At 66.3% G+C, this 24,768-nt stretch carries 22 protein-coding genes; 9 read left to right on the top strand and 13 right to left on the bottom strand.

Features of this window, described 5'->3' with window-relative positions; genetic code table 11:
* The first annotated feature begins 118 nt into the window (after positions 1-118).
* Positions 119-2,194, top strand: a complete 2,076-nt coding sequence (locus DR843_RS04410; RefSeq protein ID WP_109684282.1) for a glucose PTS transporter subunit IIA — start codon at positions 119-121, stop codon at positions 2,192-2,194.
* 36 nt (positions 2,195-2,230) lie between these two features.
* On the opposite strand, the gene DR843_RS04405 is transcribed toward DR843_RS04410, so the two are convergent.
* Entirely contained in the window at positions 2,231-2,698 is a 468-nt protein-coding gene (locus tag DR843_RS04405; RefSeq protein ID WP_342767145.1) for an RDD family protein, read from the bottom strand.
* A 216-nt stretch (positions 2,699-2,914) separates the two neighbouring features.
* On the opposite strand from DR843_RS04405, the gene glnA reads away from it, so the two are divergent.
* Together glnA and DR843_RS04395 are read left to right on the top strand one after the other, a co-directional pair.
* On the top strand, positions 2,915-4,339 hold the full coding sequence (gene glnA, locus DR843_RS04400; protein WP_109684281.1) for a type I glutamate--ammonia ligase: 1,425 nt from the start codon (positions 2,915-2,917) through the stop codon (positions 4,337-4,339).
* 456 nt (positions 4,340-4,795) lie between these two features.
* The gene (locus tag DR843_RS04395; protein WP_109684280.1) at positions 4,796-5,731 is read left to right on the top strand and encodes an SDR family oxidoreductase; all 936 of its coding nucleotides are present in this window, start codon (positions 4,796-4,798) and stop codon (positions 5,729-5,731) included.
* An 8-nt stretch (positions 5,732-5,739) separates the two neighbouring features.
* On the opposite strand, the gene DR843_RS04390 is transcribed toward DR843_RS04395, so the two are convergent.
* Complete coding sequence (locus DR843_RS04390) at positions 5,740-8,094, bottom strand: glycoside hydrolase family 3 C-terminal domain-containing protein (protein WP_109684279.1); 2,355 nt, start codon at positions 8,092-8,094, stop codon at positions 5,740-5,742.
* A gap of 89 nt (positions 8,095-8,183) precedes the next feature.
* Here DR843_RS04390 and DR843_RS04385 point away from each other — a divergent pair, with 89 nt between their 5' ends.
* Positions 8,184-8,774, top strand: a complete 591-nt coding sequence (locus tag DR843_RS04385; protein ID WP_109684278.1) for a TetR/AcrR family transcriptional regulator — start codon at positions 8,184-8,186, stop codon at positions 8,772-8,774.
* Positions 8,775-8,783: 9 nt separating this feature from the next.
* Here the strand turns inward: DR843_RS04385 and DR843_RS04380 are convergent, their stop codons facing one another.
* Positions 8,784-9,578: a DeoR/GlpR family DNA-binding transcription regulator gene (locus tag DR843_RS04380; RefSeq protein WP_109684277.1), complete on the bottom strand. Its 795-nt coding sequence runs from the start codon at positions 9,576-9,578 to the stop codon at positions 8,784-8,786.
* A 149-nt stretch (positions 9,579-9,727) separates the two neighbouring features.
* Positions 9,728-11,149: an aminotransferase class I/II-fold pyridoxal phosphate-dependent enzyme gene (locus tag DR843_RS04375; protein WP_109684276.1), complete on the bottom strand. Its 1,422-nt coding sequence runs from the start codon at positions 11,147-11,149 to the stop codon at positions 9,728-9,730.
* A gap of 66 nt (positions 11,150-11,215) precedes the next feature.
* Between DR843_RS04375 and DR843_RS04370 the strand changes: the two genes are divergently transcribed.
* Positions 11,216-11,671, top strand: a complete 456-nt coding sequence (locus DR843_RS04370; protein ID WP_109684275.1) for a globin domain-containing protein — start codon at positions 11,216-11,218, stop codon at positions 11,669-11,671.
* On the opposite strand, the gene DR843_RS04365 is transcribed toward DR843_RS04370, so the two are convergent.
* Positions 11,625-12,338 carry a lysoplasmalogenase gene (locus tag DR843_RS04365; RefSeq protein ID WP_109684274.1) on the bottom strand — a complete coding sequence of 238 codons (714 nt, stop codon included), beginning with the start codon at positions 12,336-12,338 and terminating at the stop codon, positions 11,625-11,627. The genes DR843_RS04370 and DR843_RS04365 overlap by 47 nt on opposite strands.
* A gap of 53 nt (positions 12,339-12,391) precedes the next feature.
* On the opposite strand from DR843_RS04365, the gene DR843_RS04360 reads away from it, so the two are divergent.
* From DR843_RS04360 to DR843_RS04350, 3 genes are read left to right on the top strand one after another with little or no spacing between them, the layout of a single operon-like run.
* On the top strand, positions 12,392-12,862 hold the full coding sequence (locus DR843_RS04360) for an SRPBCC family protein (RefSeq protein WP_109684273.1): 471 nt from the start codon (positions 12,392-12,394) through the stop codon (positions 12,860-12,862).
* Positions 12,859-13,275: an HIT family protein gene (locus DR843_RS04355; RefSeq protein WP_109688421.1), complete on the top strand. Its 417-nt coding sequence runs from the start codon at positions 12,859-12,861 to the stop codon at positions 13,273-13,275. The genes DR843_RS04360 and DR843_RS04355 overlap by 4 nt, the downstream gene beginning before the upstream one ends.
* Before the next feature lie 9 nt (positions 13,276-13,284).
* Complete coding sequence (locus DR843_RS04350) at positions 13,285-13,623, top strand: DUF2200 domain-containing protein (RefSeq protein WP_109684272.1); 339 nt, start codon at positions 13,285-13,287, stop codon at positions 13,621-13,623.
* Positions 13,624-13,625: 2 nt separating this feature from the next.
* Here the strand turns inward: DR843_RS04350 and DR843_RS04345 are convergent, their stop codons facing one another.
* The 8 genes from DR843_RS04345 to DR843_RS20495 all read right to left on the bottom strand — a co-directional run bounded on the left by DR843_RS04345 (position 13,626) and on the right by DR843_RS20495 (position 24,584).
* Positions 13,626-15,725: a S9 family peptidase gene (locus DR843_RS04345; RefSeq protein WP_109684271.1), complete on the bottom strand. Its 2,100-nt coding sequence runs from the start codon at positions 15,723-15,725 to the stop codon at positions 13,626-13,628.
* A gap of 15 nt (positions 15,726-15,740) precedes the next feature.
* Entirely contained in the window at positions 15,741-16,595 is an 855-nt protein-coding gene (locus DR843_RS04340) for a carbohydrate ABC transporter permease (RefSeq protein WP_109684270.1), read from the bottom strand.
* A complete protein-coding gene (locus DR843_RS04335) occupies positions 16,595-17,560 on the bottom strand; it encodes a carbohydrate ABC transporter permease (protein ID WP_245933984.1) in 966 nt (321 codons plus the stop codon). Before DR843_RS04335 ends, DR843_RS04340 begins: the two co-directional genes overlap by 1 nt.
* A gap of 10 nt (positions 17,561-17,570) precedes the next feature.
* Complete coding sequence (locus DR843_RS04330) at positions 17,571-18,857, bottom strand: ABC transporter substrate-binding protein (RefSeq protein WP_109684269.1); 1,287 nt, start codon at positions 18,855-18,857, stop codon at positions 17,571-17,573.
* Positions 18,858-19,018: 161 nt separating this feature from the next.
* Entirely contained in the window at positions 19,019-22,576 is a 3,558-nt protein-coding gene (dnaE, locus tag DR843_RS04325; RefSeq protein WP_109684268.1) for a DNA polymerase III subunit alpha, read from the bottom strand.
* 93 nt (positions 22,577-22,669) lie between these two features.
* Entirely contained in the window at positions 22,670-23,605 is a 936-nt protein-coding gene (locus DR843_RS04320) for an RluA family pseudouridine synthase (protein ID WP_109684267.1), read from the bottom strand.
* Positions 23,602-24,162 carry a signal peptidase II gene (gene lspA, locus DR843_RS04315; protein ID WP_109684266.1) on the bottom strand — a complete coding sequence of 187 codons (561 nt, stop codon included), beginning with the start codon at positions 24,160-24,162 and terminating at the stop codon, positions 23,602-23,604. The genes DR843_RS04320 and lspA overlap by 4 nt, the downstream gene beginning before the upstream one ends.
* Entirely contained in the window at positions 24,135-24,584 is a 450-nt protein-coding gene (locus DR843_RS20495; RefSeq protein ID WP_177647415.1) for a TraR/DksA family transcriptional regulator, read from the bottom strand. The genes lspA and DR843_RS20495 overlap by 28 nt, the downstream gene beginning before the upstream one ends.
* Between DR843_RS20495 and DR843_RS20490 the strand changes: the two genes are divergently transcribed.
* Positions 24,565-24,759, top strand: a complete 195-nt coding sequence (locus DR843_RS20490; RefSeq protein WP_177647413.1) for a hypothetical protein — start codon at positions 24,565-24,567, stop codon at positions 24,757-24,759. The genes DR843_RS20495 and DR843_RS20490 overlap by 20 nt on opposite strands.
* The last annotated feature ends 9 nt before the right edge of the window (positions 24,760-24,768 follow it).

The following is a 24,768-nucleotide window of genomic DNA, read 5'->3' as shown; positions in this document are numbered from 1 at the left end:
CTTCGCCTCTCGCCCACGAAGGTCCCGGCGGAGGATAATCACAGGTGCACAACGCACCGGTGCGCCGTGCCCGCGGCGGCGGTGGCCGTCATAGATCGACAGCCAACTGGGGGCTTCGATGACCAGTTCAGCCCAACAAATCGTGGACGGGGTCGGTGGCCCGGCCAACATCGAGAGTTTCACGCACTGCGCTACCCGACTGAGATTCCAGTTGCGCGATGCCAGCAAGGTCAATGCGACTGCGGTAGAAGCGGTTCCCGAGGTGATGGGTGTCGTCCCGCAGACCGGCGACCGGTACCAAGTCGTCATCGGGGGTGCGGTCCAGACCGTCTACCAGGAGATCCAGGACCTGCCCGCGATGCAGAACGCCGGGTCGCTGTCCGACGCTGATGTGAAGGCGGCCGAGCGGGCCAAGGGTCCCCGCGGCCGGTTCGACTGGCTCGACACGTTGTTCGAGTTCCTGTCCGACTCGTTCCGCCCGGTGCTGGGTGCGCTGCTGGGTGCCTCGCTGTTCATCACGTTCATGGCGCTGATGGCGTCCCTGAAAGTCATCCCGGCATGGAACGACCCCAACGTGACGCTGCCTGCCGGTTGGCAGTTCATCAACCTGATGTGGCAGTGCATCTTCGTGTTCCTGCCGCTGATGGTGGCCTACAACGCATCCAAGAAGGTCGGCGCGGACCCCTGGGTCGGTTTCGGCATCATGGCGGTGCTGATGCTGCCGGCGTTCGCGGCGCTGGGAGACAAGGCCAACGGTGGCACCACCACAACCCTGTTCGGCACCTCGGGTATCCCGGTCGCGCACATCTTCGGCATCCCGCTGTTGATCCGCGACTACGGCTCCCAGGTGTTCCCGCCGCTGCTGATGGCCGTGGTCCTGGGCGCGCTGTGGAAGGGCCTGAAGAAAATCATTCCCGACAACGTGCAGCTGATCTTCCTGCCGTTCCTGTCGATGCTGATCATGATCCCGTTGACCGCGTTCCTGATCGGCCCGATCGGCATCTTCGCCGGCGCGGGTCTGGGCAGTGTGCTCAAGAGCATCAACGATTTCTCGCCGTTCATCTTCGCGATCGTGATCCCGCTGGCCTACCCGTTCATGGTGCCGCTCGGTCTGCACTGGCCGATCAACGCGATCATGCTGGCGAACATCAGCACGCTGGGTTACGACTTCATCCAGGGGCCCATGGGTGCCTGGAACTTCGCGTGTTTCGGCGCCACCGCCGGTGTGCTCTTCCTGTCCTGGCGGGAGGGCGACAAGCAGATGAAACAGACCGCGACCGGTGCCCTGGCCGCGGGTCTGCTCGGCGGTATCTCCGAACCATCGCTGTACGGAATCCACTTGCGGTTCAAGCGGATCTATCCGCGAATGCTCGTCGGCTGTCTGGTGGGCGGTGTGATCATCGGTATCGGTGGTGGCGTCAAAACCAGCGCCTTCGCGTTCACGTCCCTGCTGACCATCCCGGTGTTCAGCCCGACCCTGCTCTACGCGGTCGCTGTGTTGGCGGCGTTCTTCACCGCGATGAGCCTGGTGATCGTGTCCGGCTACAAGAACCCGGAGCCGGCAGGGGTCCCGGAAGCCGCCGTCGACACTCCCGCCGACGCGGCCGCGGCTGCGGTCACGGGGTCGGCTGCCTACATCGATGAGGCTCCGTCGGTCGAGAAGGGCGCATCGGTCGAGGCGGGTGCCCCTGCCCCCATCGCGGCGGTATCGCCCACGTCGGCGGCCATCGAGTTGGCATCACCGCTGGATGGTGACGTCGTTGCGCTGTCGGCGGTGCCCGATCCCGTCTTCTCGGCGGGAACGATGGGCCCGGGTGTGGGGATCATCCCCAGTGGCAACACGGTCTACTCCCCCGGAGCCGGCACGGTGGTCATGGCCCAGGACACCGGCCACGCGCTCGGGCTGAAGTTGGACAGTGGTGTCGAAGTACTGATCCATATCGGTCTGGACACGGTCAACCTCGGCGGTGAAGGGTTCGAGGTCCATGTGGCCCGCGGTGACGTGGTGCAGGAGGGCACGCCGTTGGTCACCTTCGACCGCGGGGTCATCGAACGTGCCGGCTACAACCGGATCACGCCGATGATCGTCACCAACGCCAAGAAGTTCGGGGCGATCGACCCGCTGGTCACCGGGCGGATCCGGGTCGGGACACCGGTGATCGCCGTGCAAGAGAAGGAGCCCGTTCCCGCGTAGTGGCTCGCGAGGTGCGCACGGCCAGCCGTGCGCACCTCAGCGGCTGCGAACGATGACCGTTGCGGCGGCTTTGTCGTGCATGCCCCTGCCGTCGCTGTCCCAGATGACCGCCGGAATCACCAGAGCCAGCAGCAGGCTGCGGATGGTGCCGCCCGCCAGTCCGGGGACGGAGCCGTCCACCCGCTGCACGTGCAGCCCGAGCAGACGGTGCCCGATCGTCGTACCCACCAGGCTCACCAGCAGCACGTTCTCCACGACGAAGACCAATAACGGAGTGAAGGACCCGGAATGGCCACCCCAGCGGTAGCCGAAGAACGCGGCGGCCACCAGGGAACACAACACCCAGTCGATGAAGAGGGCGGCGATCCGCCGCCCAAGGGGTGCCATGGAACCGGCTCCGGTCTGCGGCAGGCCCAGGCGCTGGCCGGGCCAGTCGGGGCGCTCGGCGCCGGGAACGGTGCCACCTAGCCACGATCCGAGATCTTTGCGGTCGACCACGCACATGAGGGTACGTCGTGGGGGCAGGATGGGCGCGGACGTTCCACTCGTCGTACGCCCCTGGTGTGCCTGTGACCTGCCGATTCGCCGGATCGGCCAGCCGCCCAGCAGGACGTAACACGGGTGAAACGTGCGAGTGATTGTCGAGTAATCGCCCTTGCGTAAGGTCAGGGCAAGGTGCGGATGGACTTGTTCGCGCCACATCCAGCCAATGGAGGTTCCATGTTCAAATCAGGCGATGAGGTCCTGAAGTACCTGAAGGACGAAGATGTCGAGTTCGTCGACATCCGCTTCTGTGACCTGCCTGGTCAGATGCAGCACTTCAACGTGCCGGCTGCAGCGTTCACCGAGGACGCCTTCACCGTCGGCAACATGTTCGACGGCTCGTCGGTGCGCGGCTTCCAGGCCATCAACGAATCCGACATGAAGCTGCTGCCGGACCCCGCGACGGCGTTCATCGACCCGTTCCGCGACCGCAAGACGCTGGTCATGAACTTCTCGGTGGTCGACCCGTTCACCGACGAGCCCTACAGCCGTGACCCGCGCAACGTTGCGGCGAAGGCCGAGGCGTACCTGGCCTCGACCGGTATCGCGGACACGGCCTTCTTCGCTCCCGAGGCGGAGTTCTACATCTTCGACGACGTGCGGTTCGAGACCAACCAGCGGTCCGGCTACTACTACATCGACTCGGTCGAGGGCGCGTGGAACACCGGTCGCGTCGAAGAGGGCGGTAACCGCGGTTACAAGACCCGGTACAAGGGGGGCTACTTCCCGGTGCCGCCGTCCGACCACTTCGTGGATCTGCGCGATGAGATGGTCGCGGTCCTTGGCCAGGTCGGCCTCGAGGTCGAGCGCGCTCACCACGAGGTGGGTACCGCTGGCCAGCAGGAGATCAACTACAAGTTCACGACGCTGCAGCACTCCGGCGACGACATCCAGAAGTTCAAGTACATCATCAAGAACGTCGCCTGGGCCGCCGGTAAGACCGTGACCTTCATGCCGAAGCCGATCTTCGGTGACAACGGTTCCGGCATGCACACCCACCAGTCGCTGTGGAACGGCGACCAGCCGCTGTTCTACGACGAGAAGGGCTACGGCGGTCTGTCCGACATCGCCCGCTGGTACATCGGTGGTCTCCTCAAGCACGCTCCGTCGTTGCTGGCGTTCACCAACCCGACGGTGAACTCTTACCACCGCCTGGTCCCGGGCTACGAGGCACCGGTCAACCTGGTCTACTCGGCTCGTAACCGTTCGGCCTGTGTGCGTATCCCGATTGCGGGCACCTCCCCCAAGGCCAAGCGCATCGAGTTCCGTATCCCGGACCCGTCGGCGAACCCGTACCTGTGCTTCGCGGCGCAGCTGATGGCCGGTATCGACGGCATCAAGAACCGCATCGAGCCCCCGGAGCCGGTGGACAAGGACCTGTACGAGCTGCCCCCGGAGGAGCACGCGAACATCGCGCAGGTCCCCGGTTCGCTGCCCGCGGTGTTGGACGCCTTGGAGGCCGACCACGAGTTCCTCACCGAGGGCGACGTGTTCACCCCCGACCTGATCGACACGTGGATCGACTTGAAGCGCACCACTGAGGTCGACCCGATCCGGTTCCGTCCGCACCCGCACGAATTCGAGATGTACTACGACTGCTGACTAAGGGTGAGACCCGGAGTTGTCGACGGAGCGAAGCGGAGTCGGCGGCGAAGGTCGAGCACGAGGAAGTAGTCGCGTTGAATACGACTGCTGAGGAGTGAGGCGGAGGTTGTCGGTGAGGCGCTAGCCGAGCCGGCGGCCGAAGCCGAGCCCCGCAAAGCAGTTGTCAATAGGTACGACTGCTGACGAAGGGTGAGACCGGAGTTGTCGACGGAGCGAAGCGGAGTCGGCGGCGAAGGTCGAGCACGAGGAAGTAGTCGCGTTGAATACGACTGCTGAGGAGTGAGGCGGAGGTTGTCGGTGAGGCGCTAGCCGAGCCGTCGGCCGACGCCCCCGCAGTCAGAACGGTCCGCACGCTGAGCGTGCGGACCGTTCTGCGCATTGGGTGTGAACCCATACGCGGGTTCGAGGGGGCACCCACCCCTGGATAACCGATGTGAACGTCAGACTTGAGGTGTGTCGAAGGCGTATGAAGTGGACCTGCGTGATCTCACCGGCACTCGTGCACTACTCACGGGTGGAAGTGGCGGTATCGGGTTGCAGATCGCCATCCGTCTTGCCGCTGCTGGCGCCGAGCTGGTGCTGCCAGTACGCAACGAGCAGAAGGCAAGCACCGCTATAGCCCAAATCGAAGCGGCCGTTCCGGACGCCCGGGTGTCGACCCGGGCCGTCGACCTCTCCTCTTTGGACTCTGTCGCTGAGTGTGCGGCTGGGTTGCTGCAGGAGGCAGTTCCGATCGGAATCCTGATCAACAACGCCGGCGTGATGACCCCGCCCGAGCGGCAGATCACCACCGACGGGTTCGAACTGCAGTTCGGCACCAACCACCTGGCCCATTTCGCGCTGACCGCCCGACTGCTTCCGCTGCTGGAAGCAGGGCGGGCGCATGTCGTGAGCCAAACCAGCGTCGCCGCTGCGCGAGGCGGCATCAACTGGAATGACCTTCAATGGGAACGCAGGTATCGTAGCGGCGCTGCGTACAGTCAGTCGAAGATCGCCGTCGGCCTCTTCGGACTCGAGCTCAACCGTCGCGCAGGCGCTGCCGGGTGGACCCTGACGAGCAACGTTTCCCACCCGGGCGTGGCGCTGACCGGTCTGCTCACCGCCCGACCGGAGATCGGCCGCACCCGTGACACCGCGGGAGGACGGGTCGTGCGGGTGTTGTCCCGATTGGGGGTCCTGGTTGGCACACCCGAATCTGCCGCTCTGCCAGCGGTTCTGGCAGCTGCGGGGACGAATTCGGTAGGTGGGGTGATGTATGGACCGACCGGGATGGGTCGGCTCGGGGGTCCCCCTGGCGAACAGAAGCTCTTCACCCCGTTGACAAGACACGACGACGCGACGAGCCTCTGGTCGGTATCCGAGGAGCTCACCGGCTGCTCCTTCGGATAGCGACACTCTCAGCGACGACGAATCGTGTTGAGTACGCCGATCAGCCGGTCGAGCGCAGCCAGGCTCAGTTTGCCGCCAGATGCGGCCGCGATCCCGCGTAGCGGCAACTCCTTGATCATCGCGGCCATCATCCCCGAGTTGGCATCATCGTCAGGCGCCATCCGTTTGGTCACCTGCCCGACCAAGGCGCCATGCACCTTCTGACCGAGCCAGGTCTGCTGCAGGTCGCTGACGGTCGAGTCCTCGTCGAACGGGAGCAGGGCTTTTGGCACCGGCACTGCTCGCCCGAGCATGGCGGCGAACTCCTGGTCGTCGGCGACCGGCTGACGGGTCACCGTCGCTGGGTGCACGATGTCCGCGCCGTGGATGTCGACACTGGCCGAACTGCGGATGTCCCTGGAGGACAAACCGATTCGGATCTCGTACGTCCCTGATGCGACGACCCATGCTTCGTCGGTGGCGTCGTATGTCGCGAAGGAACGGGCGTCCAGCGACAGGCTCACCTCGCGTGTCTCGCCCGCTGCCAACTGCACTTTGGCGTAACCCTTCAGCTCCTGCTCGGGCGTGGCCGGACCCGTGGCGCCGGCGTGCACGTACAGCTGCAGAACGCAGGCCCCCGCCCGGTCGCCGACGTTGGTCACCTGGACGCTGACCTGTCGATCCGTGGCGTGCTCGTCCCCCGCCACACTCAGTGGCGACACCTCGAAACGGGTGTAGGACAACCCGTGCCCGAAACAGAATCGCGGTGCGACCTGCCAGGTGTCGTGGAACCGGTAGCCGACGTTCAGCCCCTCGCGATACGCGACCTGGGTCGGGTGGCTGGCGAAGTCGGCGTTCGCCGGCAGCTCGAGCATCGACACCGGGAAGGATTCGGCCAGTCGACCGTCGGGTTCGACGACGCCGGTGAGCACGTCCGCCAGCGCCGAGCCACCCGCCTGCCCGCCCAGATAGGCCTCCAGGATCGCCGCCGGTCGATCCGACCACGGCATCTCGACCGGTGCACCCCCCATGAGAACTACTGCGGTGCGTGGGTTTTCGTCAACTACGGCCTCAACCAAGGCGTCGTGCGACGGGGGCAGTCGAAGGTCGGTGCGGTCGAAGCCTTCCGACTCGTAGCTGGCCGGCAGGCCGATGAGGAGTACGACGACCTCAGCTTCGCGGGCGGCTCGCCGAGCCGCCGCGATGTCTTCCGCCGTCGCATCCCCGGTGGCCGCGTCGTACCCGGGGACGTACGTCAGCCGGTCGCCGTACTGCGCCCGCAGCGCGTCGAGGGCGTTGTCGAGGCGGGTCGGATGCACCAATGAACTGCCCGCACCCTGGTAGCGCGGGGTCTGGGCGAAGGCACCGATCAGGGCGACCCGTGCGTCGGCGGCCAGCGGCAGAAGACCGTCGTTGGTCAGCAGCACGCTGGCTTCGGCGGCTGCCCGTCGGGCGAGTGCGTGGTGGGCCTCGAAGTCGACTGGCGCCGCCGTCGGCCGGGCTGCCACCTTCTGGGCCAGGGTGACCAGACGGGTCACCGCCGCGTCCAGGTCGGCCTCGGATAGCGTGCCGGCATCGAGGGCTTGCGCCACCCGGGAATCCCACAATCCGTTGCTCCCGGGCATTTCCAGGTCCGAGCCGGCCTGCACACCGTGCGGCCGGTTCGCCGTCGCCAGCCAGTCGCTCATGACGACTCCGTCGAAGCCCCAGGTGTGACGCAGGATCTCGGTGAGCAACCGGTAGGACTCTCCGGTGTGCTCGCCGTTGAGCTTGTTGTAGGAGTGCATGACGGTCCAGGGCGCGGACTCCTTCACCGCGATCTCGAAACCGGTCAGGTAGATCTCGTGCAACGTCCGCTCGTCGACGATGGAGTCCACCCGCATGCGGTTGGACTCCTGGTTGTTCGCCGCGAAGTGCTTCAGACACGCACCGACGCCCACCGACTGGATACCGCGAACCATCGCTGCGGCAGCCTTACCGGACAGGAAGGGGTCCTCGGAGAAGTACTCGAAATTGCGACCGCCCGCGGGGTGGCGCTTGATGTTCAGCCCTGGTCCGAGCAGCACCCCGACGTCCTGCGCCGCAGCTTCACGTCCGAGAGCCACGCCGATGTCGTGCAACAGGTCGACGTTCCAGGTGGCGCCGAGTCCGGCTGCCGGCGGGAAACAGGTCGCCGGGACCGAATCGGCCAATCCGACGTGATCAGCCGACCCGATCTGTTTACGCAGTCCGTGCGGCCCGTCAGTCAGCATGAATCCGGTTGCACCGTCAACAGATTCGGTGTTCCAGAAGTCCTTGCCCGACAGCAGCCTGATCTTGTCGGTCCGGCTGAGGCGACCGGTGATCTCCTCGGCGGGCAGCAGGTCCTGGGGCTGGAACGGCATGAGCAACCTTTCGGAACGTCGACTGGTTATCAGCGACTGTACCCAGCGCACGCCGTGACCACTGAGACCACATTTCGTATGGTGGCCGGGTGACTCCGACCACCGTGGGGCGTCCACCGGACGAGGAACTGACTGCCCGCATCCTGCGTGCCACGGTCGAGATCGTCTTCGAGGTGGGCTACGACCAGTTGCGCATCGAGCACGTGGCCAAACGGGTCGGGTGCGGAAAAACGGCCATCTACCGCCGCTTTCCGGACAAAGGGGACCTTGTCGCCGCAGCAGCGATGTCGATCATGCACCTGGGCGAGGTCCCGGACACCGGCGACATCGTCGAGGATCTCCTGCAGCACACGCTGATCAACGTGGAGAACCAGAACCTCACCCGGCTGCGCGAGGGCAGCACCAATGCCATCGCAGCCGCGCTGGATCCCGCCGTCTTCCCGGTGCTGTGGGATCGGTTCTTCAGCCGTCGCCGGGACAACGGGATCCGGCTCATCGAACGAGCCATCGAACGTGGTCAGATCGCTGCAGACACCAACGCTGACCTGCTGCTGGACACGCTCGCGTCGCTCAGCTTCTACCGGTCGACGGTGCGCGGTGTCGGCGTCACCACCGAGCAGTACCGATGGCTCGTGCAGACCCTCGTGGCCAACCCACCACGGGAGCCGCAGGATTCCTGACGGCCCGGGTCACAGCGCCACGGCGGGCATCTGGATGACTGCCGGGGAATTCACCGTGTAGACCCGCACGGAACGTCGGCCCAGCTCGCGTCGTGCTCCCTCGGACAGCACCGCGTCGGTCACCAACACGTCAACCCGGCTCAGGTCACTGACCGTCGTGAGCAGTGCGGTCCCCCAGGCGGCGCGGTCGGCGACGACCACCACGCGCCGGGCTGCGTGAATCATCGCCCGCTCCACCTGCGCCTCCTGCAGGTTCGACGTCGTGACACCGGCTTCGATGTCGACGGCAGCTGCCGAGATGATCGCCACATCCACGTGTGTCCGCGCGAGCGTATCGATCGCGACCGGCCCGGCCAGGCCGCCATTGGCGGTCCGGGCCCCGCCGGTGAGCACCACCGTCCGGTCGTCCCGGGACGGATCGTGCAGGGCTTCCTCAACCGACGGCGAGTTGGTCACCACACTCAGGCCGGCTGTGGTGCGCAACTCGGTGGCCACCGCGTACGCCGCCGCCCCCGCCGACAGGGCGATCGTGGCGCCGTCGTCGACCAGACTCGCTGCGGCGCGTCCCAGCACCGGATAGGAGTTCGTCGTCGGCCCCGTGCCGCCGTCGCCCGCTGAGCTACCGCGGGTGGCGATCGCGCCACCGTGCACCTTGGTCACCAGCCCCTTGGCGACCAGCACATCGATGTCCCTGCGAACCGTCATGTCGCTGACCCCGAGTTCACCGACGATGCGAGAGACGCGAACTCCACCGTTCTGGGCAACCTGGCGCAGGATGAATTCTTGTCGCTGCTGAGCCAACATCTGTCTGCCTTTCAGTCCTCGTCGTGTATCAGTCCTCGCGGTGTCGCGGACATCGCGAGCGAGCCACCTGACCCTATTAACGATACGGATCGTTCCGTTAGCAATATGAGCAAGTTACCAGGATTGCGTGCGTCCTCGTTCGCTTTTGCTCACGCCCGCACGACCCTGAGCGTTCGCAGACTCGGATCGGCGGCGTAGGCAATACGCACCCCCGCGCGGGCCGCGGCCTCCAGGGTCGACAGACTCCGTCGCGTGATGCGTTCCCCCGGCGCCAGCACCGGGATGCCCGGCGGGTACGGCGCAACCAACTCCGCGCTCACCTCACCTACCGCATCGTGCAGCGGAACGGCCTGCGCAGCGGCGAAATACGCTCGGCGTGGAGTTGTCACCATCTCCGGCTCCACCTGGTAGATCCCCGCATCCACCACGTCCCGCGCCGGTCCGCGATGGTGCTCGATCGCCGCGATGAGCGCTTGGGTGTACGCCGCAATGCTGGTCTCGGTGTCCGCCAGCGAGACCACCGCGATGATGACGTCGCGATCAGCGGACTCGACCGGCAAGCCGCGCTCGATCAACTCCCGCTCGACGGCGATACCGTCCGCCCCGGTCCCCGGCAGCACGACGGTGAGTTTGAGCGGATCGACGTGGGCGCCCTCGAGAACCACCAATCCCGCAACGTCGCGAAGCTGCCGCCGCGCCTGCCGGGCAGCCAGGATCGCCGGCCCGAGCAGCGCCACGCCGTCTCGCGCCAGCAGCGCTCGCGCGGCATCGGTGCTGGCCAGGATCGCCCCCGCCGGGCTGGTCGTCGCCGTCGCATCGACGGCGGCGTCCAACCGGCGCAGATCGACCCGGCCGCCCCTCGCCAGGATCAACGCCGCCTGGCTCCACGCCGGCAGCGTCTTGTGGGCGCTGGTCACCACCACGTCGGCGCCCAGCGCGAGCGCATGCTCGGGTAGATCGGGGTGGAACCCGAAGTGTGCAGCCCACGCTGCATCCACCACGAGCGGTACGTCGTAGTCGTGTGCGGCCGCAGCCAAGCCGCGCATGTCCCCTACCGTGCCGACGTAGGACGGATCCCCCACGAAAACGGCTCGCACGTCAGGGTTTTCGGCGACCACACGGCGTACATCATCGGGTCGCACCCCCAACGGCAACCCGGTGGCCCGGTCAACCTCAGGACGCACCCACACCGGCTCCAGGCCGGCGAGCACCAGACCCAGCAACATCGAGCGATGCAACGATCGGCTCACCACGACGCGGCCCCCGTCGCCCCCGAACGCCAACGCGACCGACTGGTTCGCGTGCGTCGCACCGTCGGTGGAGAAACGGCAGAAGTCTGCACCCCACAGCCGCGCAGCACGTGCCTCGGCCTCCCCGAGAACCCCCGTTGCCAGTTTCATCGTGTCCAGACCGGCGTACAGCGGCACGTCCCCGGCAACCACATCACCCACGAGATCCCTGCGTTGTTTGTGACCGGGGATCGTGAACGGCGTCGGCGATCGCTCCTGGAATCGCAGCCACGCATCGAGCAACGGAGCCTCGCCGCGCAACCCGGCCGGATCAGTACCCATCGCACCCTCGTGAGCGCACGCCGTTCGCCATTCAGCCAGCCTAGACAGGGGGTAGACACTTGATCCGTGATCACGCTGTACGGCGCCCTCGGCGGCTCGGCGACCGTCCACGCGTTGGCTGACGCCTGGCACCGTCGGGTCCTGGCCGATCCCGTTGTCAGCCATGCGTTCCGCCGGTTCGAGCCCGATCACACGCAGCGGTTGGCCGCCTACTGGACGCAGGCGTGGGGCGGTCCGGCGGACTACACCGCTACCTACGGCAGCGAGTCAGATCTGGTGCGAATGCACTCGGGCAACGGCGAGCACGAGGAGATGAACCGGCGGGCAATCGCGTGCTTCGACGCAGCGCTGTCCGATGCAGGCGTCCCCGAGGGCGAACTGCGGGACGCACTGCACGACTACTTCGCCTTCATGACCACCGGGCCGATGTACGCCTATCACGAGTCCGCGGCTGATGTGCCGGACGATCTGACGGTTACCCGGTGGGGCCTGGCCGGTCGCCTGGAGTCTCAAGAGCCCTGATCAGCAGCGCCTGGGCGGCCGCGTAGGTGCCCAGGACGAAGGCCTCGGTGGCCGCGCGCGCCATCGTGGCGCTCAACACTTTCTCCCGGATCAGGATCATCGAATCCGAAGCCAGGAAGAGCACTCCCCCGGTCTGCATCGCTGTCGACGGCGACGACCAGGCCATGATCGCCATGCCACCGAGCAGAACGCCGTACGCCGTGATGATCGCGTCCGGCGCCGAGCCCGCACCCGTGACGGTGTCCAGGACCGACAGTCCGCCCAACCACGGGAGAACGGCGACTACCCGGCGTGGCCGCGGCCGGACACCGGCCCGAGCCATCAACGTCACGTAGCCAATCTGCTGAAGACCGAACGCTATTGCCCCGCAGCGCAGTTGGCGCCGCTCGGCATCGGCTGGCTGGGTGTGCGGCCGCGGCAGCAGGATCACGTCACCCAGCCATCCCGCGCTGGTTGCTCCGAACAGGATTGGGTCGCGGCTGCCCCGCAGCCAGGCACCGGCCTGGAGAGTCGGCACCAACGCAGACTTCGCCACCACCAGCAGGGGGCGCCGACCCAGCGCGCCCGCTGCGGCCGTGGCTACAGCCAGGGGCACATACACGACGAGTTCAGGACGTTGCCGCACCCGGGCGACGACGGCTGATCGGAGACGGGGCCACGACGACATGGAGCCAGTATGTAATCTGGGTCACTACACCTGTAAATCGAGTTGGAGGATTCATGGCCGACAAGACCGCTCCGAACAACCTGCAGGCCGAGATCGAGGTCGATGCCCCGCCGGCCAAGGTCTGGGCGTTGGTCTCCGACCTGCCGGCCATGGCGCGCTGGAGCCCCCAGACCTTCCGCACCTTCCTGCGTGGCTCGGGCAAGGGCGCGAAGATGATCAACATCAACAAGGCCGGCTGGCGGATCTGGCCAACGACCTCGATGATCAAAGACTTCGAGCCGGACAAGCGACTGATGTTCAAGGTCCGCGAGAACAAGGCCAAGTGGAGCTACGACCTCGAACCGCTCGACGGTGGCAGCCGCACCAAGATCATCGAGACCCGGGACGTGTCCGGTGGCACCTCGGGTATCTCGCACTTCCTGGTCGACAAGTTCTTCGGCGGCAACAGCAACTTCGAATCTGTGCTGCAAGCGGATATGAACAAGACCCTGCAGCGGATCAAGACCGAGGTCGAAGGCTCCTGAGCGGCTGCGTCTTCTGTTCCATCGTCGCCGGTGAGACACCGGCGTTCGTCGTCGCGGATGACGACCAGACGATCTCCTTCTTGGACGTCCGGCCGGTGTTCAAGGGACACGTACTCGTCGTACCCCGCCAACACATCGTTACGTTGGGTGATCTGCCGAGCGATCTGCTGGCGCCGTACTTCGCTGCGGTGCAACGGATCTGCGTTGCCCTGCCGGTCGCCCTCGGCGCCCAGGGCAGCTGGGTGGCCGAGAACAACATCGTCAGTCAGTCGGTGCCGCATCTGCACACGCACGTGGTGCCCCGCACCAAGGGCGACGGCCTGCGCGGGTTCTTCTGGCCACGCACCACATACGCACAGGGCGAGGCGCAGGAGTACGCCGACCGCATCCGTGCCGCCCTCGAGTCGCCGTAGGCTGGGCGCATGAGCCGCATCTTCGACTCACCCGTTGCCTCGGTCTACCCGCTTTACGTCGCCAAAGCCGAGCGCAAGGGCCGCACCCAGGACGAGGTCGACCAGATCATCGAGTGGCTGACCGGCTTCGACACGGCGGCGTTGCAGCGACACCTGGATGCGGGGACCACCTTCACCGAGTTCTTCGCCGCGGCCCAGCTGAACCCCCGCGTCGATCTGATCACCGGCTCGGTCTGCGGGGTGAAGGTCCAGGACGTCCAGGATCCGCTGATGCAGCGAATCCGCTACTTGGACAAGCTGATCGACGAACTAGCCAAGGGCAAGCCGATGGACCGCATCCTGCGCTGACCTCAGCCGGTGATCCCGAGTTGGTCCAGCAGGAAGGCCAGTTCGAAGGCCACATCGCGCAGCGCGTCGTAGCGTCCCGACTGTCCGCCGTGACCGGCTGCGGTTTCGGTTTTCAGCAGCACCGGCCGGGTCTGCGGGTCGCTGGTGACCGTAGCCCGCAACTGCTGCACCCACTTGGCTGGTTCGGTGAAGAAGACCCGCGTGTCGTGCAGGCTGGTCGTGGCCAGGATGGACGGATACGTCGTGGCCGCGATGTTCTCGTACGGCGTGTAGGACTTCATGTACGCGTAGACCTCCGGGTCGGCCAGCGGGTTGCCCCACTCCTCCCACTCCCCCGTGGTCAGCGGCAGGCTGGGGTCCAGGATCGTCGTCAACGCATCGACGAAGGGCACCGCGGCGATGACCGCCCGGAACAGCGTGGGGTCCTCGTTGACGGCGGCGCCGATCAGCAGACCACCCGCTGAACCCCCCTCCGCGACAAGCCGATCGGGAGCCACCCAGCCTTGATCGATGAGTGCGTGCCCGACGTCGACGAAGTCGGTGAAGCTGTTCCTCTTGGCCAGCAACCGGCCACCCTCATACCAGGCACGGCCCAGCTCACCACCGCCGCGGATGTGCGCGACCGCGACGACGACCCGGCGTTCGAGAAGCGGCAGCCAGGACACGCGCACCGCCGGATCCGTCGGGTGCTCGTACGCGCCGTACCCGTAGACGTAGCCCGGGTTGGTGCCGTCCGGACGCAGGTCGCGGTGGTGCAGGATCGAGACCGGCACCGATGCGCCGTCGCGGGCGGTCACCCACAGGCGCTGCTCGACGTACTGCGAGGAGTCGAAATTGGGCACCGGTCGTTGCCGCAGGATCTGCACTGCGCCCGTGGCCGGATCGAAGTCGCTGATCGTGCGGGGCTGCAGGAAGGAGGTGCTGCTGACCTGCAGGACGGGACTGTCGTACATCGGGTTGGACCCGATGGTGACACTGGTGAGCTCACTGTCGACGGGCAGATCGATCGGCGCGCCGAAACCGTCACCCACCTTGGGCAGCACCCGGACCGCTGGCAGACCCTCCCGGCGCATCGCGACGGCCACGAACGACGCGAAGGCGTGCGCCGCTGCGATCCGCTCGGTTCCCAGTCCTCGCAGGACCGGGTCCCAGTTCGGCCGGCCCGGATCGGCCAGTGGAGCGCAGGCGAGGTCGAAGTCCGGACGGTCCAGGTTGTGCACGATCAACAACCGGTCGCCGTCGACCTCCGGGACGTATTCCACGCCCTGGGCGCGGGCCTCGATCAGGACGGGTTCCGCCAGGGGCGTGTTCAGATCGAGCAACCGGAACTCGGTCGTGGTCTTGGAGCCTGCGCCGATCAGCAGCCACTGCTCGTCGCGACTGGTCTCGATCCCCAGATCGAACTTCGGGTCATCCTCCTGCAACACCAATTCGTCTGTCTCAGCGGACTTTCCGATCTCATGCCGCCACACCTGGTGGGTGCGCCAGGCGTCGTCGCACCGGGTGTAGAACAGATAGCGGCCATCGCGTGACCACGCCAGCCCGTAGACCGCTCCGCGCACGACATCGTCCAGCACTGCACCGTCACTGATCCGGCGCACCTGCAGGTCGTAACGCTCATCGCCCGCGGTGTCGGCCAGGATCGCCAACAGGCTCTCGTCCGCGCTGATCTCCAAGCCACCGACCTCGTAGAAGTCGTGGGCCGCAGCTTCGGCATTCACGTCGAGCAGCACCTGCTCGCCGGGCACCTCACCTTCGGGGTCGGGCCGACCCAGCCCCTCGACGTACGGCGATCGGCAGTGGATCTCGTACTGCTCACCTTCGCGGGTGCGTGAGTAGTACCAGTAGTTGTCGGCACGGACCGGGACGCTGACGTCGGTCTCCCGGATGTGCGACTTCAATTCTTCGAACATGGTCTGCTGCGCCGAAGACAGGTGCGCGGTGCGAGCCGCGGTGTAGGCGTTCTCGGCGTCGATGTGAGCCAACACCTCGGGGTCGTCGCGGTGGTCGAACCACGCCCACGGGTCGACGAACCGGTCACCGTGGTGCTCGCGAAGGCGATCACGGCGAGGGGCAACGGGCGGGACAGCGGGAGAACTCACCTGAGCAATCTACGGTCACTCGTTGATGCCGGTCTGCTCCACCCCTGCGACGATCCACCGCTGCAGGAAGAGGAACATCAGCAGCAACGGGAGCATCGAGATCAGCGCGGCCATGAACATGCCGTGCAGATTCACGCTCTGCGCGGTCACGTAGGTCGACAGCGACAACTGCACAGTCCAGGAGTTCTGGTCCTGGCCGATCACCAGCGGCCACAAGAACGCGTTCCAACTGCCGATGAAGGTGATCGTGCCGACCGCCGCGAGCATCCCCCCAGAGGTGGGCATCACGATCCGCCAGAAGGTCCGCCACGGTCCGGCCCCGTCGATCATCGCGGCCTCCTCCAACTCGCGGGGGAAGCCAAGAAAATGCTGCCGGAACAGGAACGTGGCCAGCGCCTGGAAGAGGCCCGGCACGATGAGGCCGCGCAGCGTGGAGACCCAGCCGAGGGTGGACACCATCACGAAGGTCGGGACGAAGGTGACCGCGGCAGGAATCAGCAGGGTGGCCAGAACCACGTAGAACACGGCGTTGGCGTAGCTGACCTTCGCCCGAGCCAAGCCGTACCCGGCCATCGCCGAGATGATCAGGACCACGACCGTCTGGGTGACGGCGATGATCGCGGAGTTCAGCAGGCTGTGCGCCAGCGGGACCGCGGAATCGGAGAAGACCTCGGTGATGTTCGACCACTGCGGGTTGCTGGGGAACCAGGTCCAGCCCTCGGGGTTGGTGATCTGCGCATCCGTCGACAGGGCGTTGCGCACCATCAGGTAGAACGGCACCAGGAAGACCAGCGCGAGCGCCACCAGGACGAAGTAGCGGACGGTGATACCGACCCGCGACGAACTGCGATCAACCCCCACCGCTGCCATCAGTCCGACCTCCGTCCCAGGCCGGTGAGCCGGCCCTGTAGGAGCGCGAAGATCGCAATGATCAACGTCAGGATGACTGCGCCCGCACTGCCGTTGCCGAAGTCCTGCACGCTGCCCAGAGCAATGTTGTAGAGGTAGACCAACGGTGGCCGGGCGTACGGCGGGTAGGTCCCGGAGCTGTTGACCATGAGGTTGTAGAACTCATCGAACGCCTGGAACGCATTGACCAGCAACAGCATCAGCACTGCGGTCGAGGTGGCCCGCAGTTGCGGGAACGTGATGTACCGGAACGCTTTCCAGCCGACGGCTCCATCGAGGGCAGCCGCTTCGTACTGGCCGCGCGGGATCCGTTGGAGTGCCGCGAGGAACAACACCATGTAGAAACCGACCTGCAACCAGAGTCGGACGGTCGTGATGACCAACCAGTACCACGGCGGTTGCACGACCGACAGCCAGGCGACCGGGTCCTTGCCGAAGAGGCCGAGCACGCTGTTGACCAACCCGGAGCTGACCCCGGAGAACAACGAGTTGCGCCAGATCAGGGCGGCCGCGACGTACGAACAGGCGATCGGCAGGAAGAACACCGACCGGAAGAACGCCTGTGCGGCCCGCACGCTGTTGACCAGCACCGCCAACCCGAGCGACAGCGCGAACGTCGTCGGCACGATGAACGCGGCGAACACCACGAAGGTGAGCAGGCTGGAGCGGAACGCCGGGTCGGACAACATCCGGGTGTAGTTCTCCAGACCCACGAAGTGGGTGGGCGTCACCGTGTTACGCGCCTCGAAGAACGACAGGTAGATCGACCAGATGATCGGGAAGATGGTGAAGATCAACAACCCGGCGAAGAACGGGCCGGTGAAGATCCAGAACCACAGGTGCGGGTTGCTGCGCCAACCACGACGAGCGGGTACGGCGGGTAGCGGCCCCGTCGTACCCGCTGCGTCCGCGGGCGTGCTACTCATCGGCGCAGGATCAAGCGAACCGCTTCAACTCGGTGTTGACGGTGCTTTCGACGCCGGCGAGAGTGCTGGCCGGATTGGCTCCCGAGCGGATGATCTTGTCGATCGCATCGCTGAACGCCGCAGCGCTGGTCGGCGTCCACAGCAGCGGAGTCTGGACGTGACCGTAATCGGTGGCGTAGCGCACCGCGTCGGCCGCGGGTCCGGTCTTGAGCTTGTCCGCCTTGGCCTGCAGGCTGATTCGCGCCGGGATGTGGAAGCCGTAGGACTGAGCCCACTCCAGTTGCTTGTCGGTCTGGTCGACCCAGAGCCACTTGACGAAGTCCTTCGCCGCGCTGGTGTGCGCCGACTTGGCGTTGACCGCCGACGCATACGCGCCGACCGGCACCGACTGCTTGCCGGAGGCTCCGATGGCCGGGAACGGAAGCACCCCGAAGTCGTCGCCGAGCGCCTTGGTCAGGGCCGGGAGCGTCCACAGGCCGGTCCACTGCATCGCGGTCAGACCCTGGGCGATCGCGTTGGGTTCGGACCAGTCCGAGGGCGCGCCGAGCAGCAGGTGACCGGAGGTGAACAGGGTGTGGAAGGTACTCAGCGCAGACTGGACATCGGCATTGTTGAAGTCCGGTTGGTTGTCCCGGCCCAGGTAGTCGTGACCGGTCGACCACAGGATGGGACCGCCGACGACACCCGCCCCACCGTCGTTGCCCAGGAACAAGCCCTTGACCTTGCCGGTGGTGAGTTTGCCTGCGGCAGCGACCAATTCCTCCAACGTCTTCGGCGGCTCGACCCCCGCCTTGGACAGCATCGATTTGCGGTAGACGAACAACTGCATGTCGATGTCCTGCGGGATGCCGTACAGCTTGTCCTTGTAGGTCATCCGGTCCAGCAGCCAGGGTGCGTAGTCCGAGCGGGCGTCACCGAGCAGTCCGCTGAGGTCGACCACCTGGTTTCCCAGGATCATGTCGATACTCGGACCGTTGCCCGCTTCGAAGACGTCCGGCCCGGCGTTGGTCAGCAGCGAGGCGGCGACCTTCTTGTCGTAGTCGCCCGGCACCCAGGTCACGTTGACGGTGGCATTCGGGTACGCCGCGGCGAACCGTTTCGCCGCCGCTTCGGTGCCGTCCTCGCCGTACTGGTGGTACCACTGCGCCAGGGTCGGTTTACCGCCGGCGGATGAGCCGCTGTCAGCCGGTCGACCGGTGTTGCCCCCGCACGCAGCCAGCGCCAGACCGGCCAGGCCGGCTCCCGCCGCACCCAACACACTGCGCCGGGTTGCCCCGCTCGCTGCAGATCCCGTCATTTGCTGTCGTCCTTTCCGACCCCCGCGCATCCATAACGCGAACTGATGCAGACCATAACGCAGCGTAGTCAGTCCGCGGTCTGCGGTAATCCAGCCTCCCACTACCGGCAGGTGGCGTCACGGCTGACGCGCACAAGCGGGCCGACAAAGACGGCGCGGACTCAACCCGCCACACAGCTGGGGCCGAGCAGGGCCTTCAGATCGCCGTACAACGCCGGCGACGTGGTGACCCGCCACTCGTCGTCCAGCTTCATCGTGACGGTGCGTCCGGGTTGGACCAGACGCAGATGCACCTCGGTGGCACCGGGGTGTCCGCCGAGCACCGAACGCAACCGCTGCACCGTGCCCTCGTTGGCCAGGGACAACGGCATCACCAGGGTGACCGGGCCGCGGGCATCGGTGCGCAACTCCGGCAGCTTCAGATCCTGGGCGTGGATCGACACCTCCTCGTCGCGGAACCGCAGCCGACCCTTGATGACGCAGACGGTGTCGGGAGTCAGCATGGTCTGGACGGTCATGTACGACTTGGCGAAGAACATCACATCGATCGAGCCCTCGAGGTCCTCGACCGTCGCGATCGCCCAGGTCTCACCCTGCTTGTTGCGTTTGAGTTGCACCGCGGTGATCAGCCCGGCGATCGTCACCATCGAGCCGTCGTCCGGCGCTTCGTCGCCGTGCAGCTTGGCGATGGAGACATCCGCGTGGCTGGCCAGGATCCGTTCGATCCCGAACAGCGGGTGATCGGAGACGTAGAGGCCGAGCATGTCCCGCTCGAAGGCGAGCAGCGTCTGCTTGTCCCACTCGATCTCCGGCACCGGCGGCAGTGCGGCCAACTGGACACCCTCGTCATCGCCGAACCCACCGAAGAGGGAATCCTGCCCCACGGCTTCGTGCCGTTTCTCCTCGACCAGGGAGTCGACGTACGTCTCATGGACGTGCACCAAACCCTGTCGTAGGTGCCCCAGATCGTCGAATGCGCCTGCCTTGATGAGGGATTCGACGGTGCGCTTGTTGCAGACCTGGGCCGGGACCTTGCGCAGGAAGTCCTCGAAGGAGGTGAACTTGCCCTTCTCCTCGCGCGCGGCGACGATCCCCTCGACCACGCTGGCACCGACGTTGCGCACGGCGGCCAAGCCGAAGCGGATGTCCGCACCGACGGCGGCGAAGTCGGCCATCGACTCGTTGACGTCCGGCGGCAGCACCTTGATCCCGAGCTGCCGGGTGTCGGCCAGGTAGGTGGCCATCTTGGTCTTGTCGTCCTGCACCGAGGTGAGCAGCGCCGCGGCGTACTCGGCCGGGTAGTTGGCCTTCAGGTACGCCGTCCAGCAGGACACCAGCGCGTAGCCGGCCGCGTGTGATTTGTTGAACGCGTACCCGGCGAACGGCAGCATGACGTCCCACAGAGCCTGGGTCGCCTTGGGCGAATAGCCGTTGGCGGCCATACCTGCGGAGAAGTTGTCGAACTCCTTGGCCAGGATCTCCGGCTTCTTCTTACCCATCGCCCGGCGCAGCAGGTCCGCACCACCGAGGGTGTAGCCCGCGAGCTCGCGGGCGATCGCCATGATCTGCTCCTGGTAGATCAGCAGGTGGTAGGTCTCACCGAGGATCGGATCCAGCGCCTCTTTGAGCTCGGGGTGGATCGGCTGGATCGGCTTGCGGCCGTTCTTGCGGTCGGCGTAGTCCGTGTGCGCGTTGGCCGCCATCGGACCGGGCCGGTAGAGCGCGAGCACAGCGGTGATATCGGCGAAGCCGGTGGGCGCCATCTGTTTGAGCAGCGTGCGCATCCCGCCGCCGTCCAGCTGGAAGACCCCGAGAGTGTCACCGCGACCGAGCAGCTGGTAGGTGGTCGGATCATCCAACGGCATGCTTTCGGTGGTCAGCTGCTCACCGCGGTTGGCCTCGATGTTCTTCAGCGCCTGGTCGATGATGCCCAGGTTTCGCAGGCCCAGGAAGTCCATCTTGACCAGGCCCATCTCCTCGCACTGCGGGTAGGAGAAGCCGGTGATGATGGTGCCGTCCTTGTCCCGGCGGTGCAGTGGGATCAGGTCGAGCAGAGGTTCGCTGGACAAGATGACCGCCGCGGCGTGGACACCGGTCCCCCGGGTCAGCCCTTCCAACCCCATCGCGGTGTCGACGACCTTCTTGACCTCGGGTTCCGCGGCGTACAGCGCCCGGAAGTCAGCACCCTCGGCGTAGCGCGCGTGCTCAGCGTTGAAGAGTTCCTTCAGGGGCACGCCCTTGCCCTGCACGTCCGGCGGCATCGCCTTGGTGATCTTGTCGCCGAGCGCGAACGGGAAGCCCAGGATCCGGTTGGCGTCCTTGACGGCCGCCTTGGCCTTGATCGTGCTGAACGTGTTGACCTGCGCGGTGTATTCGGCGCCGTACTTCTCGGTGACGTAGCGCACCATCTTGTCGCGCTGGCGGTCGTCGAAGTCCAGGTCGACGTCCGGCGGGGAGATCCGCTCGGGATTCAGGAACCGCTCGAAGAGCAAGCCGTGCTCGAGCGGGTTCAGCTCGATGATGCGGGTCAGGAACGCCACCAGGGAACCGGCGGCCGAGCCACGGCCCGGGCCGAGCGGCACCCCGTTGTCGCGGGCGTACTTGCAGATGTCGGCCACGACCAGGAAGTAGGAACTGAAGCCCATCGGCTCGATGACGGCCATCTCGGTCTCGATCCGGTCCCAGACCTCCTGGGGCGCATCGTCGCCGAACCGGTCCTTGACGCCGAGCGCGATCTGCTCACGCAGGAAGGCGGCCTGGGTCTGCCCCTCGGGCACGTCCGGGAACTGCGGCATCCGGTCGACGTAGGTGAAGACCTCGTCGTAGTCGCCGATCATCTCCGCGACCCGCAACGTGTTGTCGCAGGCCTCCGGCAACTCCCGGAAGACCTCCCGCATCTCGGCGGCGGTCTTGATGTAGTAGCCGTCGCCGTTGAATTTGAAGCGGCGCGGGTCGTCCTTGTTGCGACCAACGCCGACGCACAGCAGGTCGTCGTGGCTGTCGGCCTGGTCCTTGGTGATGTAGTGGCTGTCGTTCGTCGCCAGCAGCGGCAGGTCCAACCGCCCCGCGATGTCCAACAGGCCCGACCGCACCGATCGTTCGATGTCCAGGCCGTGGTCCATCAACTCGAGGAAGAAGTTCTCCTTGCCGAAGATGTCCTGGTAGTCGGCGGCGGCCCGCAACGCTTCGTCGAACTGGCCCAGGCGCAACCGGGTCTGGACCTCACCGGACGGGCAGCCGGTGGTGGCGATGATGCCCTGGCCGAACTGGGACAGCAGCTCGCGGTCCATCCGGGGCTTCATGTAGTAGCCCTCGTAACTGGCGAGGGAACTGAGCCGGAACAGGTTGCGCAGGCCCTGGCTGTCCTTGGCCCACATCGTCATGTGGGTGTAGCGGCCGCCACCGGAGACGTCCTTGCCGCCCTCCGCGCTGGCGTCGTCGCCGCGGGCGCCGTCGCGGGCCCAGAACTCCTGCTTGCGCGAGTGCCGGGTGCTGGGTGCCACATAGGCCTCGATGCCCAGGATGGGTTTGACCGGGCCGCCCTTGGCCGCGGTGTAGAGGTCGTAGGCGCCGAACATGTTGCCGTGATCGGACATCGCGATCGCCGGCATTCCGAGCTTTTCTGCTTCTGCCAGAAGGGGTTTCACCTTCGCGGCGCCATCGAGCATGGAGTACTCGGTGTGGACGTGAAGGTGGACGAAACCCGGATCTGAAGACATCGGGACGATTCTAGATCCGGGTGCCGACAGTCCGTGCCGCGGCCAGCGATCGACGTACGTCCTCGCAGGTCGGGGCCTTCTGCGGAGTGTCGCTCAGTCGCTGGCGCGCAGCACGTCGAGCGCGTGCTGCAGGTCGGCGGGGTAGGGACTGGTGAAGGTCATCCACTCCCCCGAGCCGGGATGGGTCAGGCCGAGCTCGACGGCGTGCAACCATTGCCGCTCCAGTCCCAGCTTCTTGGCCAGCCCCGGATCGGCGCCGTAGAGCGGATCGCCCACCAACGGCCGGTGCAGCGCGCTGAAGTGCACCCGGATCTGGTGGGTGCGCCCGGTCTCCAGGTGCACCGTCAGCAGCGACGTCGCCGGAAACGCCTCGAGCAGTTCGTAATGCGTGGTGCTGGGCCGCCCGGAGTTCATCACCGCGAACTTGTAGTCGTGGTTCGGATGACGACCGATGGGTGCCTCGATGGTGCCCTCCACCGGGTCCGGTAGACCCTGCACGAGCGCGTGGTAGGTCTTGTCGACGGTGCGGTCCCGGAAGGCCTGCTTGAGCACCGTGTAGGCCCGCTCGCTCTTGGCCACGACCATCAGCCCGCTGGTGCCCACATCGAGCCGCTGGACGATCCCCTGACGCTCGGGCGCACCCGAGGTGGAGATCCGGTAACCGGCCGCGGCCAGGCCGCTCACGACATCGGGACCGTCCCAGCCCACGCTGGGGTGCGCCGCAACGCCCACCGGCTTGTCCACCACGACGATCTCACTGTCGTCGTAGACGATGCCCAGGTTCTCGATGAGTTGCGGGCGGACCGTCGCCTTGCGCGGACCGAAGTCCGCCGGCATGCTCACCTCGAGCCACTGGCCCGCGCTCACTCGGTCCGACTTACCAACCGGGCGCTGGTCGAGGGTGACCGCGCCACCGGCGGCCAGGTCCGCGGCGCGGGTCCGGGAGAAGCCGAGCAACCGGGCGATGGCGGCATCGACGCGCTCACCTTCCAGACCCTCCGGGATGGGCAGCGCTTTGACCTCACTCACGACGCATCATCGGGTACGTCGTGTTGCCGCTGACCGTCGATGCCGACGCCGCGGAAGGCCAACAGGGCGATCAGGCACGCGGCGGTGACCACACACATGTCCGCCACGTTGAAGACCGGCCAGTGCGGCAACCGCAAGAAGTCGATCACGTGCCCCTGACCGCCGCCGGGCGGCCGCACGAAGCGGTCGGTGAGATTGCCCAACGCCCCGGCCAACAGCAACCCCAGGGCCAGCGCCCACGGCCAGCTGCGTAGCCGGCGGGCGATGAAGCAGACCACGCCGATCACGACGATTGCGATGACGGTCAGCACCCAGGTCGCGTTGGTCGCGAACGAGAACGCCGCACCGGGGTTGCGGACCAGTTCCAGCTGCAGCAGCTCACCGATGACCGGTTTGGGTACGCCGGGTTGCAGCGACCGCACCGCCCACGCCTTGGTCAGCTGGTCCAGGGTGTAGCCGAGCACGGCCACACCGACCAACAGGGCGATCGTGCGCCGCCGGGGACGGGTGGATTCGGTCTGGTGTGCGCCTATCGGCGTTCCTGCTTCTGTTTGCATGCCATGCATAGGGTCGCACGGGGGAAGGCCTGTAGTCGAAGTTTGCCCACCGCCTTGCCGCAACTCTCGCAGATTCCGTAGCTACCGTCGGCGATCCGCTCCAAAGCGTGCTGGGACTGCTCCAGCATCGCCCGGGAGTTGTCGGCCAGGGACAATTCGTGGTCTCGTTCGACGTTCATCGTGCCCACGTCGGCCTGATCGTCGCCGGCGCCGTCGCCGCCGCCTTTGATCAGATCGGTGAAGTCATGCTCGAAGTGCGCCACCTCTCCCCTGAGGCGGTCGACATCGGCCCGCAGCTCCGCGGCGACCTGCGCCAACTCACTCGGCGTCCAGGGCGACTCGTCCTGCGCGACGAGCAGCGAGGCGGCTGCTTGGCGAGCGGCTTGGTTGGCGGTGGCCTTCTTGGTGCTCGCCGCTTTCACGGGTGCCGACTTCTTCGCGGGCGCCTTCTTCGCGGGCGCCTTCTTCGCGGGCGCCTTCTTTGTGGCGGGCGCTTTGTTCGCCACCTTTTTCACCGGTGGTTTGGCTGCGGGTGACTTCGCGGCCGCTAGCTTGCGGGCCGGAGCCTTTTTCGCGACCGTTTTCGCCGTCTTCTGAGCAGCGCTG

The sequence above is a fragment of the Branchiibius hedensis genome, assembly GCF_900108585.1.
In the GTDB taxonomy this organism is placed as follows: Bacteria; Actinomycetota; Actinomycetes; order Actinomycetales; family Dermatophilaceae; genus Branchiibius; species Branchiibius hedensis.
This window is presented reverse-complemented; position numbering and strand designations above follow the sequence as displayed.